The organism is Bradyrhizobium sp. LTSP857 (assembly GCF_000938285.1).
Taxonomy (GTDB): Bacteria; Pseudomonadota; Alphaproteobacteria; order Rhizobiales; family Xanthobacteraceae; genus Bradyrhizobium.
The window spans coordinates 96743-112584 of record NZ_JYMS01000044.1; the positions used below are offsets into that span (position 1 = coordinate 96743).

The window sequence follows — 15842 nt, forward strand, 5'->3', positions numbered from 1 at the left end:
TACCTCCACAACTGCTTCGTCCGCACGGGACCATGACCATGCTGGGACTTAAGCTTCGCCTCACCTTGATCACTGCGCTCGCCGGCATCGTCCTCGCAATGCCGGTGCGCGCCGAGGAGGCCTATGATCCCTGGCCCGGCCTGGTGCAGGACATTTTCAGCAACCGCCCGATGAACGACGGCGCCGACGTGATTGGCATCGAGATGCCTTATCGCGCCGAGGACGCGGCGATCGTGCCGGTGACCCTGCGCAGCAAGCTGTCGCCGGGCGATGCCCGCCGCATCCGGTCGATCACGCTGGTGATCGACCGCAACCCGGCGCCGATGGCGGCGAAGTTCGAGCTCGGGCCGGATGCCAATGTCAGCGAAATCTCAACGCGCGTGCGCGTCAATAACTACACCGACGTGCACGCGGTGGCCGAGCTCAGCGACGGCACGCTCTACGTCTCCAAGACCTATGTGAAGGCCTCCGGCGGCTGCTCGGCGCCGGCGGGAAAGAACGCGGAGGAAGCCGAGAACCGCCTCGGTCAGATGCGCTACCGCCAATTCGCGCGTGAGGATGCGCCGGCGAGCCGCATCCGCGAGGCGCAGATCATGATCGGCCATCCCAACAATTCCGGCCTCCAGATGGATCAGGTCACGCAGCTCTATATTCCGGCCTTCTTCGTCAACCAGTTGAAGCTGACGCAGGACGACAGCCCCGTGCTGTCGATGGAAGGCGGCATCTCGATCTCGGAAGATCCCAATCTGCGCTTCACCTACGTCTCCAACGGCGCCAAGCGTTTTCGCGCGGAGGCGAAGGACACGGATGGGCATGTGTTCCGCAATGAATGGGATGTCGACAAGCCGGGGACATGAGGCTCCGCTTACCCTCTCTCCTTCGGGAGAAGGGAATGCAGCGGCGCAAGCGTCAGAAACACCTCACTTCGGCTTCCGCCTGCGCACGCCGTAAATCATTCACCGCCGAGTTCGCCTGCTCTGACGTGCGAAACTGGACGCCCAGATTGCCCTGGACCTGGGACATGCTGAGCGCGGTCTCGGCGGTGACGTAGCGCTCGTAGGTGACGATCGAAGCCACCACGTCGATCGAACACGAGCACTGCTCGATCGCCTGACGCGTTTCGCCATTGGCCTTCATGCAGCCATAGACATATTCGGCCCGCGCGGAGGTCGGATAATCATTGGCCTCCTCGGCCCGCGCCGCGTACACACTCGCGGCCAGCACGGCCAATGCGGCGACAATCGGTCGTACCCGTCCCGCCAAACTCATGAGTGTCCTCCCGCTGGTTGCGATGGAAGCTATGCTATGCGTATTGTCCTGAAAAGCACTCCCTTCGAGGAAACGGCTCACAAGGTGATGAAAGCTCTCGGTCGAACATTGGCGCTCGCGATAACACTGGCGCTGACGCAAGTCGCGACGGGCCACGCCGCTGATGCCATCCGCCTCGCGGTGCAGAAGACCGGAACATTCTCCTGGGAACTGGCAACGATCCGCGCGAGCGGTCTCGACAAGGAGGCCGACCTGTCGCTCGAGGTGACCGAGCTTGCAAGCCCCGAGGCCGGCAAGATCGCGCTCCGCGCCGGCAATGCCGACATCATGCTGTCGGATTGGCTGTGGGTGTCGCGTGAGCGCGCGCTCGGCACCAAGCTTGCCTTCTATCCCTATTCCAGCGCGCTCGGCGCGGTGATGGTGCCGGCGTCCTCGCCGATCAAGACGCTCGCCGACCTCAAGGGACGCAAGCTCGGTGTCGGCGGCGGCCCGATCGACAAGAGCTGGCTGCTGCTCCAGGCGCGGATGAAGCAGGACGGCATCGACCTGAAGTCCGAGGCAACCATCGCCTATGGCGCGCCGCCTCTGATTGCCGCGAAGACACTCGACGGCGAGATGGATGCGAGCCTCAATTTCTGGAATTTCTGCGCCCAGCTCGAAGCCAAGGGCTTTCGCCGCCTCGCCGGCATCGAGGACATCTTGCCGAAACTCGGCGCGAAGGGAGCAGTCTCGGCCGTCGGCTATGTCTTCGACGAGGACTGGGCGGCGAGCCATCGTGATGCGGTGGCGCGCTTCATCGCGATGACCCGCAAGGCCAAGCAGTTGCTGGTGACCTCAGACGCGGCCTGGGACAAGATCGCGCCGCTCACCGGCGCCACCGATCCAGCCATGCTCAAGGTCTACCGCGACCGCTATCGCGACGGGATTCCACGCCGGAGCATCGCCGACGAGGAGGCGGATGCGCGCGTGCTCTACCGCGTGTTGGCCGAGATCGGCGGCCGCGATCTGGTCGGACCGGCGGCCGAGCTCGATCCCGGCACCTTTTATCACGCCGTGCCCGGAGACTGAGGTGCTGCGCCTTCTGTCGATGGCCTTGCTGCTTGCGATCTGGTGGACAGCCGCGCTGTTCGTCGGCGGCGCAAAACTGCCCTCCCCGCCTGCGGTGCTCAACGTCATCATCGCGGAAGCCGCGAGCGGCGCGCTGTTCCTGCATCTCGGTGCCACGCTCGCCCGCGTCGCGCTGTCCTTCGTGCTGGCGATGTCGCTCGGCAGCGCCATCGGCTATCTGATGGGGCGGGTGAAGCTTGCCGACCGCCTCGGCGATCCCTGGCTGATCCTGCTCCTGAACCTGCCGGCACTGGTGGTGATCGTGCTGGCCTATATCTGGGCCGGGCTCACCGAGGCCGCCGCAATCGCGGCGATCGCCATCAACAAGCTGCCGACCGCGGTCGTCACCCTGCGCGAGGGCACCCGCGCGCTCGACCGCTCACTCGACGAGATGGCGACCGTGTTCGCGATGCCGCGCTGGCGCGCATTCCGCCATGTGGTGCTGCCGCAGCTTGCGCCCTATATCGCGGCCTCCGCGCGCTCAGGCTTGTCGCTGGTGTGGAAGATCGTGCTGGTCGCTGAATTGCTGGGGCGGCCGAACGGCGTCGGCTTCGAGATCGGCGTCGCCTTCCAGCTGTTCGACACGCCGCGGCTGCTCGCCTATTCGCTGACCTTCGCCGCGGTCGTGCTCGTGATCGAGACCGCGCTGGTGCAGCCGTTCGAGGCCCGCGCAACACGGTGGCGACCCCGTGCGGCTTGAAGTCGATATCACAGGCAAGACATTCGAGAGTGCCGCGGGCGGAACGCACGAGGTACTGGCACCGATCAAATTCGCGCTTCAATCCGGTGAGGTCGGCGTACTGATCGGCCCGTCCGGATGCGGCAAGAGCACGATGCTGCGCATCATCCTCGGGCTCGACCGTGATTTCGACGGGAGCATCGCGCGTCCGCCGGAGGCGCGGATCGGCATGGTGTTCCAGGAGCCGCGGCTGCTGCCGTGGCGCTCGGTCGAACAGAACGTGCGCCTTGCGGCGCCCGGCATCGGCGACGCAAAGCTGTCCGAATTGTTCAGGACCCTCGAGCTGGAGCAGCATCGCAGCCACTTCCCCGGCGAATTGTCGCTGGGGCTGGCCCGGCGCGTCGCCCTCGCCCGCGCATTCGCGGTCGAGCCCGACCTGCTCGTGCTCGACGAGCCGCTTGCCTCGCTCGACGATGCGCTGGCCGGACGGCTGCGTGACGAGATCGCATCGATGGTCGGGAGCCGCCCGGTGATGACGCTTCTCGTCACCCACAGCATCGACGACGCCATCCGCCTCGGTGATCGCCTGTTCTTCCTGTCGCCGCGCCCGGCGCACATCGTCCGGGAGGTACCGATCTCGATCCCGCGCGCGGAGCGCAGCGAGGCCGAACTCGGCAGGATCAGAGCGGAGCTCGCGGCACTGCCGCTTGAATCGAAATGACAACTCGTGATCAACTGAACCCAACGAGATGACTTGGAAATTTTCCTGGGAGGTTCACCATGCGGCGTACGCTGATTGCGATCGGCATCCTGTTGGTTGCGATGCCGGGCGCGGCGCTCGCGCAGACCAAGGGCAAAGGCATCCGGCTGTGGAATCTGACGACGGAGACGATCTCCGGTTTCCAGCTGTCACCGGCCGGCAAGACCGACTGGGGTCCGAACCAGACCTTGAACGACAAGGACAAGGAGGTCGATCATGACGAGCGGCTGCGCATCACCGGCGTCGAGCCCGGCCGCTACGATGCCAAGGTTAGCTATGCCAATGCACGGCAATGCGTCGTGCGCGACATCGAGATCAAGGCAGACGCGGTGTTCTCGATCGCCGACAAGGATCTGAAGGACTGCACGAAGTAGCGGACTACGCCTTGTCGTTCGGGTGCGGATATTCGCAGCGCCACCGCACCGCCTGCCACTTCGGGTGGTCACCGACCCATTGCGCGATATAGGGCGGCGCGGCCATGGCGCATTGCGTCGGCGACCCCGCATAGTTGAACACGATATGCTGCTCCTCGCAGGTCGCAGGCGAGAGCACTGCACACACAGTCACCACCAGGTCGATCGGGTTCATGCCGGGATCCTCGCGCAGGGCCGCTATACGTTAGCATAAATGGATACGTCCCGAGGAGCCGGAAGTTTCAATCCAGCGTGAGGGAACCGCTCAGCTAGAAGTTAACACCGAACACCAACCGCGCCTGATGCCGCTCGAAATTGACGAGGTCGAGATTGGCGGCTGATCCGGCCGAACGTCCCCAGGCCTGCATGCTCCAGCTCAGGGTGAGCCGCGAGCGCTCCGATATCTGAAAATAGGCGGTGGGCCCGACGAACAGGGCCTGGCCTGCGAACTCGCCAAGGCCGATGCCCTCATACTGCCGGAAGTAGCGCATCTCACCGCCGAGCAGGAAATTAGGCCGCACGCGCACCATGCCGGCGAAGGCGGCGCCGATGGTCGAGCTTTTCTCGGACAGGCCTGTCACCTCGAAGCGCGCCCATTCCGGCTGGTAGATCAGGTTGAGCGCACCTATCACGAAGTTCGGGATCAGCTCGCGGTCGAAGGCGAGCGTGAAGTCGGTGCCGTACATCCGTCCCTTAGCGCCGCTGATCTCGTCGATACGGTCGCCATGGGTCTCAGTGGCAACCGTCAAACCGAACGGGGCGTTCTCCCGATCGAGCAGGCGATAACGCAGATCGAGCGAGGCGCCCTGGAAATTGAGCTGGCGGCGATCATTGATGTCCGGGACGCCGGTGATGTCGTGCATCGTCGTCGTGCCGCCGACCTCGATGCGAAAATTCGGCAGCGGCACGATTTCGATCTCGACCTCCTGGCTGATGGCGCGATAGGTCCCGGCACCCTTGCCGAACCGACCCGTCGTCTGGCTCTGGAGTTCGCGCTCGCCGGGATTGCCGACATCGCTGCCGATCATGAAGCCGAAGATGTGCTCGGTATCAAAGCCCTCTTCGGCGCTGACGCGTGCCGGTGCCAGCGCGAGCGTGCACGCAATCGCCGTCCAGATTGTGAGGGCTCCGGTGCGCATCTCGAACACTACCACGGCTTCGACGGCATCCGCCATCGAAGCCGCGGCAGGTCGTCAGGTGGTCTTACTTGCGCAAAGCGCAGGCGTACATGTTGATTTCCATGCCGACCGGCACTTCCACGATCTTCGGAGCTTTCCAAGCCATTCGGGTCTCCCAAGGGTATTGGGCGCGACATCGCGCCGGGCAAAACCTAGGGCTGCGTCAGGCACTAAGCAAGACTGGAATCGAACCGATGATACAGCAATGCGGCACTTTGTGCGAGGCAAGTTCGCTCTTGGACAAACCGCCTTCGCTCTCGGTCAAAGCGCGCCGTGCAAAAGCCGTTTTTAGCGCAGCAGCCGCAGCAGTGACTGCCCTTTGCGCGACTTCAGCTCCTTGGCATCCAGCGTCCCGTCATTGTCAGGGTCGGCCGCTTTGAAACGCTGCTCGACTACGGACAGATATTCATCGAGCGTCAGTGTTCCATCGTGATCGGGATCAGCGGCGGCAAGTTCTTTCGCCGTTAACCGTCCGCGCAATTCGCGCGCATCCAGCGTGCCATCGTGGTCGGGATCGAGCTTTGCGAACAGCGCAGCTGCCGCCTTCTTCACCTCGGCGAGATCGAGCGTGCCGTCGTTGTCGGTATCGAACATCTTGACGGCGCTGCCGGATGCCGACCAAGCCGGAACAGACAGCAGCGCAATCGTCAACCCAAGAGCAACAGAGCGACGCGATATCATCAAAACCTCCCTGACCAAGAGCCCCGATTCGCGCGGGATCGCGACAACATAAGTCCGCAAGCGGTCCCCGGTTCAAGCGGAATTGCAACGTCCCTTCGACAAGCGGACCCCGGTCGCGCCCAAATCTCGCGCCGCGCCAATCTTCGTGCCACGGAAATTGATGCAGCGCATTCGCGCAAGACGTGCAAAATCTCTCGGGAATGACCGAGCGAGGCCCGGCATCTGGCGTCCAACATATCGGCAGCACGCGTTCGACTTTCGTATTGACGGGTTTTGCATTCGGGCGGAATGTTACTCTCGCAGCGTCAAAAGGCGCGCGAATTGGGAGGAACGGATGAAACGCTTAGCGATGGCCGCGAGCCTCGTCATATCCGCATGCTCGGTTGCGAGCGCACAAACGACCGACCAACTGGTCAAGGGCGCAACCGACACGTCGAACGTTCTCAATTACGGGATGGGCTACAATCTCCAGCGCTTCTCGACCCTGAACCAGATCAACAAGGACAGCATCAAGAACCTCGTCCCGGTCTGGAACTACAGTTTCAACGACGATCGCAGCGAGGAATCGCAGCCGCTGGTCTACCAGGGCGTGATCTACGTGACCTCGCACAACGCGACCATGGCGGTCGACGCCAAGACCGGCAAGCAGATCTGGAAGTCCAAGATCGAATATCCGGCCGAGACGCCGCGCATCGTCTGCTGCGGCATCATCAATCGCGGCGCCGCGCTTTTTGACGGCAAGCTGTTCCGCACCACACTCGATGCCAACGTGATCGCGATCGACGCCAAGAACGGCAAGGAGCTGTGGCGGCAGAAGGCAGCCGACATCAAGGAAGGCTATTCGATGACGGTAGCCCCGCTGGTCGCCGACGGCGTCATCATCACCGGCATCTCCGGCGCCGAGTTCGGCACCCGCGGCTTCATCGACGGCTGGGATCCGGCAACGGGCAAGCATCTCTGGCGCACCCATTCGATCCCTTCACCGGACGAGCCCGGTGGCGATACCTGGAAGGGCGACACCTGGAAGCTTGGCGGCGGCTCGACCTGGATCACGGGGTCCTACGATCCCGAGCTGAACACGGTCTATTGGGGCATCGGCAATCCCGGTCCGTTCAATTCGGCGGTGCGCCCCGGCGACAACCTCTACACTTGTTCCGTGCTGGCGATGGATCCCAAGACCGGCAAGATCAAGTGGCACTATCAGTTCTCGCCGAACAATCCGTTCGACTATGATTCCGTGGCCGAGATGGTGCTCTCCGACATGAACGTCGAAGGCAAGCCGACCAAGGTGCTGATGGATGCCAACCGCAACGGCTTCTTCTACGTCCTCGACCGCACCAACGGAAAGCTGCTTGCGGCCAACCCTTACGTGAAGGTGAACTGGGCGACCGGCATCGACATGAAGAGCGGACGGCCGATCGAGACCGATGTCAGCAAGGACGCGCGCGAGGGCAAGAAGGTCGTCGTCTATCCGTCGCTTCTTGGCGGCAAGAACTGGGAGCCGATGTCGTTCAACCCGCAGACGGGGCTCGCTTACGCGAACACGCTCGCCTTCGGCGGCCACTACAAGACCGAGCCGGCGACCTATAAGGCAGGCGAGTGGTATCTCGGCATGGATCTGACTGACCTGTGGGACTGGCCCGATGGACCACGCGGCCATCTCAAGGCCATCGATCCCATGACAGGCAAGGCGAAGTGGGAAGCACCAAGCGACATTCCACGCTTCTCCGGCGTGCTGTCGACCGCCGGTGGCGTCGTATTCACGGGCGCGCTGACCGGCGAGTTCGAGGCCTTCGACGCCGACAACGGCAAGAAGCTCTGGAGTTTCCAGACGGGCTCCGGAATCGAGGGGCAACCGGTGACATGGCAGCAGGATGGCGTGCAATATGTCGCGATTGCCAGCGGCTATGGCGGCGTCTACTCGATCTTCTCGGGTGACGAGAGGCTCGCCAGCGTGCCCGCCGGCGGATCGTTGTGGGTTTTCGCGGTCAAGCAATAGCGACAGGCGAAACGTGCTGAGAGACGTATCTTCCAGGACGGCGGCGATCCTCGCCGCCGTCGCGGCGCTGACGGTCGCGCTTGCGGCGACCGTTCGTGCCGCGGATGACGCAAATGGCAATCCCGTGCAAATGCAGATCGACCAGGGCAAGTCGACCTACGCCGCGAAATGCTCGCACTGCCATGGCCCCAACATGATGAACGCCGGCACGATCACGCCGGACCTGCGCGCCTTTCCCGACGACAGGACGCGCTTCGTCACCACGGTGAAGAACGGCAAGAACAACAAGATGCCTCCCTGGGGCGACATCCTCAGCGACGACGAGATCGGCAATCTCTGGGCCTTCATCTCAAGCCGGAGGAAGCCATGAGGGGCCGGCTGGCAGCGCTCGGTCTTGCTGCGATGCTCGCGATGCCGGCGACGACAGCCTGGGCGGCTGATCCGTTGAGCGTCTGTCTCGACGAGGACCGGCCCCCGCTCTCGGTGCATCACCGCGGCAAGCCGGATTCCGGCTTCGACGTGGTGCTGGCGCAGGCGATTGCGGACCGGCTGGGACGGCCGCTCAGGATCCAGTGGTTCGAGAGCAAGCTGGACGAGGATTCGAGCCCGCAGCTGGAGGCCAATGCGCTGCTGTCCGACGGGCGCTGCTCGCTCGTCGGCGGCTACGCGCTGACGGCGGATTCGCTGGTGGTCCCCGGCATGAAGACGGCGCGCTTGCCGGATTTCACTGGCGCCACCCGGGACGACCGACGGCGCCGCGTCGCGCTCGGCGTGCTCGCGCCGAGCCAGCCCTACGTCTATGCGCCGATGACGGTGGTGCTCGGCCCCAAGGCGCGCGACCGCAAGATCGGCGGTATCGGCGATCTCGCCGGCCTTCGCCTCGCAATCGAGAGCGGATCGCTGGGCGATGCCATCTTGATGAGCTTCGACAAGGGGCGCCTGATCGACAACATCACGCATCTTGTGCCCGGCCGTGACGATTTGCTGGGCGCGCTTGCCCGCGGCGACTATGACGCGACGCTGATCGATCTCGGCCGCCTCGATGCCCATCGCACCGCCCATCCCAACACCGCGATATCAGCCTCCGGCTACTATTATCCGATCGGCGCCAATCGCGGCTATGTCGGGCTTGCAAGCGACCCCGCCCTGATCGACGCCGTCAACAAGGCGCTGACAGAGCTCGCCGCCGAGGGCAAGATCGCCGCGTTCGGCAAAGAGGCCGGGCTCACCTACCTGCCCCCGCGCGAGCCCGCGATCCTTGGTGATGTCTGGAGGCAGATCATTCAGCGGTGATCGCTCGGCAGTGAGAACGGTACGGCCTCGTTCTCCGCTGTCATGCCTCGCGAAGGCGGGGCATCCAGTACGCTGCGGCCCATCGATTTGAACACAACCCTCTCGGAATACTGGATCGCCCGGTCAAGTGTTTAGTCCGGACAGATCACTGACAGGTGTTCCGAGACATAACTGACACATCAAACTGAGCTGGATTTGGTCCGATTCGGGAGACCGTCCATGCCCTGGAACGAGGTGTCGGTAATGGATCAGCGCCATGAGTTTGTACGGCTGGCTTTGCAGGAGGGCGCTAACCGGCGCGAGCTCTGCCGGCGGTTCAACATCAGTCCTGACGTCGGTTACAAGTGGTTATCTCGCTGGCAAGCCGGTGATCGGGAGCTGGCCGACCGCTCGCGCCGGCCGCATGCGATGCCCAAACGCAGCGACGCCGCAATCGAGACGCAGGTGCTGGCGGTGCGCGACAAGCATCCAGCCTGGGGAGCGCGCAAGATCGGCCATTGTCTGAAGCGAGGCGGCCAAACGGTGCCTGTGCCGTCAACGGTGCACCGGATCCTATGTCGGAACGGTCGGGTCAAACCGAGCGAGAATGCGCCGCCAAATCCGGGGCATCGCTTCGAGAAGGAAGCTCCCAATCTGCTGTGGCAGATGGACTTCAAGGGCCACCTGCCGCTCGCCGACGGGACCCGATGCCATCCGCTGACCATCGTCGACGATCACTCGCGCTATGTCCTGTGCCTGAAGGCCTGCGCCGACGAGCAGCGTCTCACCGTGCAGGACCATCTGACCACGACGTTCCGCTGCTATGGCCTGCCGGAGGCCTTCTACACCGACAACGGCTCACCCTGGGGCGATACGTCGGGCATTCGTTGGACCGGACTGAAGGTGTGGCTGCTCAAGCTTGGCGTCAGGGTGGTGCACGCCAGGCCATGCCATCCGCAGGCGCGCGGCAAGAACGAACGCTTCCACCGCACCCTGAAGGCGGAGGTCTTTGCGATGCGTCGCTTCCGCACTCTCCCGAAGTCCAACGCGCCTTCGATGCCTGGCGGCCGGTCTACAATCTGGAGCGTCCCCACCAGGGCCTCGATATGCACGTCCCCGCCGATCGCTTCCGGCCGAGTGCCCGTGCCATGCCGGCCCGCGTTCCGAACGTCGAATACGACAACGGCGAGACCGTCCGCAGGGTCTCATCGACGAGACCTTACATCTCCTTCAAGGGACGGTTCTGGAAAGTTCCCCAGGCCTTCGCCCGCGAGCGTCTCGCCATCCGCCCGCTAGACCGCGACGGCCATTACGGCATCTTCTTCGCCAGCTGGCAGGTCGCATCGATCGACTTGACCAACGGCCAACCTGTCAGTGATGTGTCCGAACAGGTGTCAGCCATGTCTCCGGACTAAACATCAAGCCGGGCGGTGACAGCGAGAGGGTGGCGAGACCATCGTCCCACGCGCCAAAATACAGATTTCGTTTTCGTGCTATGTTTCGTGCTTCATTTCGACGCTTGGTGCCATTGTGAACTCCCCGACCATCCCGTCCACCACAAGCTTGCACGATGTCTTGTCCCGGGAGATCAAGACCAGCGAGCTCTCACGCGCGCTGATCGTCGTTGGCCCGTTTGTCGCCGCCTATTTCGTCTCGCGCGAAACGGCGCTGCTGAACCTGGGGCTCATCGCAGTGTCGCTGCTCATTCCCGCGCTGCGGCTGCAGCTGGCGCCGAAGGTGGTCGCCTGGCACTACCTCGCGATCCTCGTAACCTTTGCCGCGCTCTTCCTTGCCGCCCCGATCAAGCCGCTGTTCGTGGTGCTGACGGCGCTTGCCGGCTTCCTGGCCGTCGCGGTGACGCGCTACGGCGAACACTTCCGCACCCTCGGCAACTGGGTGTTCATCCCCGCGGTCTATCTCGCCTGCGAGGTGCGGGAAGGCGTAAGTGCCGCGGAAGCTTTACGCCATGCCGGCATGATCGTCGTGTCCTCGCCGATTGCGCTGGCGCTGGTCTGCGGCATCCAGATCTACGACCGGCGGCGACGCGGTGACGCCGCGACCTCGTTCGGACCGCCTACGGCCGAATGGTTCTTGCCCTCGCTCGCAACCGCCATGGCGGTGTTCGCCGCAGCCGCACTGGTCGAGATTCTGGATCTCAAGCAGGGGCAATGGGTGATGTGGTCGGCTGCCAGCGTCGTCGTCGGTGACCTCTCCGCCTCGACCGGCAAGCTGAAACAGAGAGCCATCGGCGCGTTCGTCGGCGTGCCGCTCGGCTTCCTCGCCGGCATCGCACTGCCGCAGAGCCGCATCGGCTACGCGCTCGCGGTTCTCGCGGCGACCCTCACGCTGATTTCGTTCTCCCGCTATATCGTCGGCTTCGGCCTGCGCTGCTTCTTCATTGCGCTCGCCGCATCCTTTGCCGGCGGCGCCAGCGGGATCGCGGAAGAGCGCGTCGCCAACGTGATCATCGGCGGTGCGTTTGGGCTCATTGCGGTCGCCCTGACAGAGATTGTCTGGCAACGGGTCACGCGGAAAGCTGGTGGGCCGACGCAGGCTTCCCCGTGAGTACGGATTCGGCGGGTGACGCCTCGCCTAGTTCTCGTCCGCGGCGACAGCGCCCTGCTGCGCCTTGTGGATCGAGGACGGCACCACGCCGAAATATTTCCGGAATACGCGGCTGAAGTGCGATGAGCTGGAGAAGCCCCAGGAGAACGCGACGTCGGTGATGGTCTTGCCCGCGTGCGCCTCGAGCTCCTGGCGGCAGTTCTGCAAGCGCGCCTGCCAGATGTAGTCGCTTACCGTGGTGCCGCGCTCGGAGAACAGCATGTGCAGATAGCGCTTCGAGCAGCCGAGCTCGGCGGAGATCTGGTCGATGCACAGATCGGGATCGCGCAGGTGCTCGCGGATAAAGAACTGGGCGCGCACATACATCGCCTCGGGCCCGACCCGATCGAGCATCGTATCGGCTTCGCGCAGCGGCAGCAGCAACAGGTCGATCAGCGAATCGGCAACGCCGACCGCGCTGTTCGCCGACAGCTTTGCCGCTTCGTCGAACGTGGCATGGACGAAATCATGGGCGATCCGCCCCGTTCCGGTGCGCGACGACAGCTTGCAGGCCGGCATCCGCTGCGACGGGAATCCGCGGTCGCGGAGCAGCGATTTCGGCACGATCACCACATCGTGGCGCGTGAAGGCGGGACTGATGATCGAATGCGGGCAGGAGACGTCATAGGCGATGATGTCGCCGGGGTTCAGCTCGATGTGGCGGCCTTCCTGCTCGAAATACGACACGCCGTAGGTCTGGAAGTGGATCTTGATGTACGGGTGTTCATTGGCCTTGGCGCGCGCCAGCGTGTGCGCGATGCGATGCTGGCTCACCTCGATCTGGCAGAGCTTCAGGCGCGAGACGGATGTGTAATCGATGCGGCCTTCGAGCGAGGACGCCTCCAGCGGATCGACGTCGAAATGGCCGCACAGACTCGTCAGCCCGTCAATCCAGCTCTGGATCTGCCTCTTCGGCGTCATTCCGGTCGTCGAGAGCGTGTGAATTGAGTCGGACATTAATCCAGCCACTGCTTTCATCCGGGAGATTCGATGCGAATCACGACCGGTGCAGCCGGAGCCCTCAGTCGTGATTGCGTGACGTTTACCTCAAATTGGGGCGGTCTTTTGGAACGAGCGCCATCGCTCCTCTGCTGCCCTTGGAGGTTAATCCTCCGCCTTAGTTGCAACGCCGTCAAGGGGAACCAGCGATGCGGCCCGCGCTTGCGCGGTGCGAAAAAGCTGAATTCGCTCCTGCAAAATCAAAAACTTCGCACCCGTGCGCTGTCGAGCAAAGCGGCTTCTCTCTTGGGCAAGTTTCCCGATCGCGAACCCGTTAGGAATTACGACAGGAACAACAAAAACGGGCCGCCCTGCACGCGGACCTGTGGCTCTCATCAGGAGGAGGAAACCCCCAGCATCGTTTCTGGTCCCAATCGTGACCGCCCTGCACGAGCAGACGCTGGACGTGAAGCCCGGCGATTAAGCAATGCTTCGGAAACAATAAACGAGATCAACGGAGGAATGACTATGCGCAAGGTGCTACTGGCGACCTTTCTTGGCTCCGCGGCGGCTCTCGCTGTCGGCAGCGCTTCAGCCAATGACGAGCTGAACAAGATGTCGCAGAACCCGAAAGACTGGGTGATGCAGGCGGGCGACTACGCCAATTCCCGCTATTCCAAGCTGAACCAGATCAACGCACAAAATGTCGGCAAGCTTCAGGTCGCCTGGACCTTCTCGACCGGCGTGCTGCGCGGCCACGAAGGTGGACCGCTGATCGTCGGCAACATGATGTACGTCCACACGCCGTTCCCGAACAAGGTCTACGCTATTGACCTTTCGAATGAGAACAAGATCGTCTGGAGGTACGAGCCCAAGCAGGACCCGAACGTCATTCCGGTGATGTGCTGCGACACGGTTAACCGCGGCGTCGCCTATGGTGACGGCAAGATCTTCCTGCATCAGGCCGACACGACCCTGGTCGCGCTCGACGCCAAGACCGGTCAGGTTGCGTGGACCGCGAAGAACGGCGATCCGAGCAAGGGGGAGACTGGCACCTCGGCACCGCTGGTCGTCAAGGACAAGGTGCTGGTCGGCATCTCCGGCGGCGAGTTTGGTGTCCAGGCTCATATGACCGCCTACGACATCAAGACCGGCAAGCTGGCCTGGCGCGGGTTCTCGGAAGGACCGGATGACCAGATCCTGGTCGACGACAAGACCACCGCGCTTGGCAAGCCGATCGGCAAGGATTCGAGCCTGAAGACGTGGCAAGGCGATCAGTGGAAGATCGGCGGCGGCGCGACATGGGGCTGGATCTCCTACGATCCCGAGCTGAACCTCGTCTATTACGGATCGGGCAATCCCTCGACCTGGAATCCGAAGCAGCGTCCCGGCGACAACAAATGGTCGATGACGATCTGGGCACGCAACCCGGACACCGGCGTTGCCAAGTGGGTCTACCAGATGACGCCCCATGACGAATGGGATTACGACGGCGTCAACGAGATGATCCTCAGCGATCAGACCGTTGGCGGTGCCCCGCGCAAGCTGCTGACGCATTTCGATCGTAACGGCCTCGGCTATACGCTCGATCGCGTCACCGGCGAATTGCTGGTCGCCGAGAAGTACGATCCGAAGGTGAACTGGACCTCCGGCGTCGACATGGACAAGAACTCGGCGACCTATGGCCGTCCGAAGGTGCTCGATGCAGCTTCGACCGACAAGGCCGGCGAGGACCACAACGTGAAGGGCATCTGCCCGGCCGCGCTCGGCACCAAGGACGAGCAGCCGGCAGCCTACTCGCCGGACACGCAGCTGTTCTACGTCCCGACCAACCACGTCTGCATGGACTACGAACCGTTCAAGGTGAGCTACACCGCGGGCCAGCCCTATGTGGGCGCAACGCTCTCGATGTATCCGCCGCAAGGCGATACCAACATGGGTAACTTCATCGCCTGGGACGGCAAGACCGGCAAGATCGTCTGGTCGAACAAGGAGCAGTTCTCGGTCTGGTCAGGTGCGCTCGCAACCGCCGGCGGCGTGGTGTTCTACGGCACGCTCGAAGGCTACCTGAAGGCAGTGGACGCCAAGACCGGCAAGGAGCTCTACAAGTTCAAGACTCCCTCCGGCATCATCGGCAACGTCACCACCTATGAAAACGGCGGCAAGCAGTATGTCGCAGTTCTCTCCGGCGTGGGTGGCTGGGCCGGCATCGGTCTCGCCGCTGGCCTGACCGATCCGACCGCCGGTCTCGGCGCAGTCGGTGGCTACGCGGCGCTCAGCAACTACACGGCGCTCGGCGGTACGCTGACCGTGTTCTCGCTGCCGACGAACTAGCCTCACCTCTGTATCGCTCCGGCGCGTGGATCAACTCCACGCGCCGGCTCGTCTCCACCGAACGCCTTCGAGGAACACCTCTTGCGTAAAATCTGCTCTGTCATTGCTGCGATGATCTTCGTTGCGTCTGGAGGAATTGCTATCGCGGACGGCTCGGGCGACCCCACTGCCGTCAAGCAGAACGAAACTGGCGAATGGCTCGATAAGGAGGGTAACCCGACCTACAAGATCAACGGCGAATCCGTCGACTGGTACACCTATTCGGGATACCGCCGCTATCACTCGGACTGCCATGTGTGCCACGGCCCGGATGGAATGGGCTCGACCTACGCCCCGGCACTGAAGGATTCACTCAAGACCATGAGCTATGCCGATTTTCTAGGCGTCGTCGCCTCCGGCCGCAAGAACATCTCGACTGCGTCGGAGAACGTGATGCCGGCCTTCGGCGATAACCCGAACGTCGCCTGCTACATGGACGATCTCTACGTCTATCTGCGTGCCCGCTCCAACGAAGCCTGGGGCCGTGCCCGGCCCGGCAAGCACGAGGACAAGAACGACGCCTATACCAAGAACGAAGACTCGTGCATGGGCAAGAAGTGAACGTTTG

General features: G+C 63.2%; 17 protein-coding genes and 1 pseudogene. 12 read left to right on the plus strand and 6 right to left on the minus strand.

Annotation, left to right across the window (positions count from 1 at the left end; all coding sequences use genetic code 11):
* Positions 1 to 38 precede the first annotated feature (38 nt).
* Entirely contained in the window at positions 39 to 857 is an 819-nt protein-coding gene (locus UP06_RS27170; RefSeq protein WP_045006896.1) for a quinoprotein dehydrogenase-associated SoxYZ-like carrier, read from the plus strand.
* A 52-nt stretch (positions 858 to 909) separates the two neighbouring features.
* On the opposite strand, the gene UP06_RS27175 is transcribed toward UP06_RS27170, so the two are convergent.
* Complete coding sequence (locus tag UP06_RS27175; protein ID WP_045006742.1) at positions 910 to 1269, minus strand: hypothetical protein; 360 nt, start codon at positions 1267 to 1269, stop codon at positions 910 to 912.
* Between the two features lie 87 nt (positions 1270 to 1356).
* Between UP06_RS27175 and UP06_RS27180 the strand changes: the two genes are divergently transcribed.
* From UP06_RS27180 to UP06_RS27195, 4 genes are read left to right on the plus strand one after another with little or no spacing between them, the layout of a single operon-like run.
* Positions 1357 to 2337, plus strand: coding sequence for an ABC transporter substrate-binding protein (locus UP06_RS27180; protein WP_045006897.1), 981 nt, complete (start codon positions 1357 to 1359; stop codon positions 2335 to 2337).
* 1 nt (position 2338) lies between these two features.
* On the plus strand, positions 2339 to 3076 hold the full coding sequence (locus UP06_RS27185) for an ABC transporter permease (protein WP_045006743.1): 738 nt from the start codon (positions 2339 to 2341) through the stop codon (positions 3074 to 3076).
* Complete coding sequence (locus UP06_RS27190; RefSeq protein ID WP_045006744.1) at positions 3066 to 3776, plus strand: ABC transporter ATP-binding protein; 711 nt, start codon at positions 3066 to 3068, stop codon at positions 3774 to 3776. Before UP06_RS27185 ends, UP06_RS27190 begins: the two co-directional genes overlap by 11 nt.
* A 59-nt stretch (positions 3777 to 3835) precedes the next feature.
* Complete coding sequence (locus tag UP06_RS27195; RefSeq protein ID WP_045006745.1) at positions 3836 to 4189, plus strand: hypothetical protein; 354 nt, start codon at positions 3836 to 3838, stop codon at positions 4187 to 4189.
* Positions 4190 to 4193: 4 nt separating this feature from the next.
* On the opposite strand, the gene UP06_RS27200 is transcribed toward UP06_RS27195, so the two are convergent.
* From UP06_RS27200 to lanM, 4 genes are all read right to left on the minus strand, one after another.
* Positions 4194 to 4403: a hypothetical protein gene (locus UP06_RS27200; RefSeq protein ID WP_045006746.1), complete on the minus strand. Its 210-nt coding sequence runs from the start codon at positions 4401 to 4403 to the stop codon at positions 4194 to 4196.
* Positions 4404 to 4497: 94 nt separating this feature from the next.
* A complete protein-coding gene (locus UP06_RS27205) occupies positions 4498 to 5403 on the minus strand; it encodes a DUF6662 family protein (RefSeq protein ID WP_045006747.1) in 906 nt (301 codons plus the stop codon).
* Between the two features lie 28 nt (positions 5404 to 5431).
* A complete protein-coding gene (gene pqqA, locus UP06_RS27210; protein WP_018460299.1) occupies positions 5432 to 5512 on the minus strand; it encodes a pyrroloquinoline quinone precursor peptide PqqA in 81 nt (26 codons plus the stop codon).
* A gap of 182 nt (positions 5513 to 5694) precedes the next feature.
* The gene (lanM, locus tag UP06_RS27215; RefSeq protein WP_045006748.1) at positions 5695 to 6087 is read right to left on the minus strand and encodes a lanmodulin LanM; all 393 of its coding nucleotides are present in this window, start codon (positions 6085 to 6087) and stop codon (positions 5695 to 5697) included.
* A 334-nt stretch (positions 6088 to 6421) separates the two neighbouring features.
* Between lanM and UP06_RS27220 the strand changes: the two genes are divergently transcribed.
* The 5 genes and pseudogenes from UP06_RS27220 (at position 6422) to UP06_RS27240 (ending at position 11923) form a co-directional block, all read left to right on the plus strand.
* Positions 6422 to 8086 (plus strand): methanol/ethanol family PQQ-dependent dehydrogenase, encoded by a 1665-nt coding sequence (locus UP06_RS27220; RefSeq protein ID WP_045006749.1) that lies wholly within the window; start codon positions 6422 to 6424, stop codon positions 8084 to 8086.
* A 13-nt stretch (positions 8087 to 8099) separates the two neighbouring features.
* Positions 8100 to 8456, plus strand: a complete 357-nt coding sequence (locus UP06_RS27225) for a c-type cytochrome (protein WP_045006750.1) — start codon at positions 8100 to 8102, stop codon at positions 8454 to 8456.
* Positions 8453 to 9379: a substrate-binding periplasmic protein gene (locus UP06_RS27230; RefSeq protein WP_045006751.1), complete on the plus strand. Its 927-nt coding sequence runs from the start codon at positions 8453 to 8455 to the stop codon at positions 9377 to 9379. The genes UP06_RS27225 and UP06_RS27230 overlap by 4 nt, the downstream gene beginning before the upstream one ends.
* A gap of 219 nt (positions 9380 to 9598) precedes the next feature.
* A pseudogene (locus UP06_RS27235) lies at positions 9599 to 10773 on the plus strand (IS481 family transposase).
* Positions 10774 to 10933: 160 nt separating this feature from the next.
* Positions 10934 to 11923, plus strand: a complete 990-nt coding sequence (locus UP06_RS27240) for an FUSC family protein (RefSeq protein ID WP_245305555.1) — start codon at positions 10934 to 10936, stop codon at positions 11921 to 11923.
* A gap of 27 nt (positions 11924 to 11950) precedes the next feature.
* Here the strand turns inward: UP06_RS27240 and UP06_RS27245 are convergent, their stop codons facing one another.
* Complete coding sequence (locus UP06_RS27245) at positions 11951 to 12919, minus strand: helix-turn-helix domain-containing protein (protein WP_045006753.1); 969 nt, start codon at positions 12917 to 12919, stop codon at positions 11951 to 11953.
* A 510-nt stretch (positions 12920 to 13429) separates the two neighbouring features.
* Between UP06_RS27245 and xoxF5 the strand changes: the two genes are divergently transcribed.
* Both xoxF5 and UP06_RS27255 read left to right on the plus strand, forming a co-directional pair.
* Positions 13430 to 15235 (plus strand): lanthanide-dependent methanol dehydrogenase XoxF5, encoded by a 1806-nt coding sequence (xoxF5, locus tag UP06_RS27250; protein ID WP_045006754.1) that lies wholly within the window; start codon positions 13430 to 13432, stop codon positions 15233 to 15235.
* A gap of 111 nt (positions 15236 to 15346) precedes the next feature.
* Positions 15347 to 15835 (plus strand): c-type cytochrome, methanol metabolism-related, encoded by a 489-nt coding sequence (locus UP06_RS27255; protein ID WP_045006755.1) that lies wholly within the window; start codon positions 15347 to 15349, stop codon positions 15833 to 15835.
* Positions 15836 to 15842: the final 7 nt, after the last annotated feature.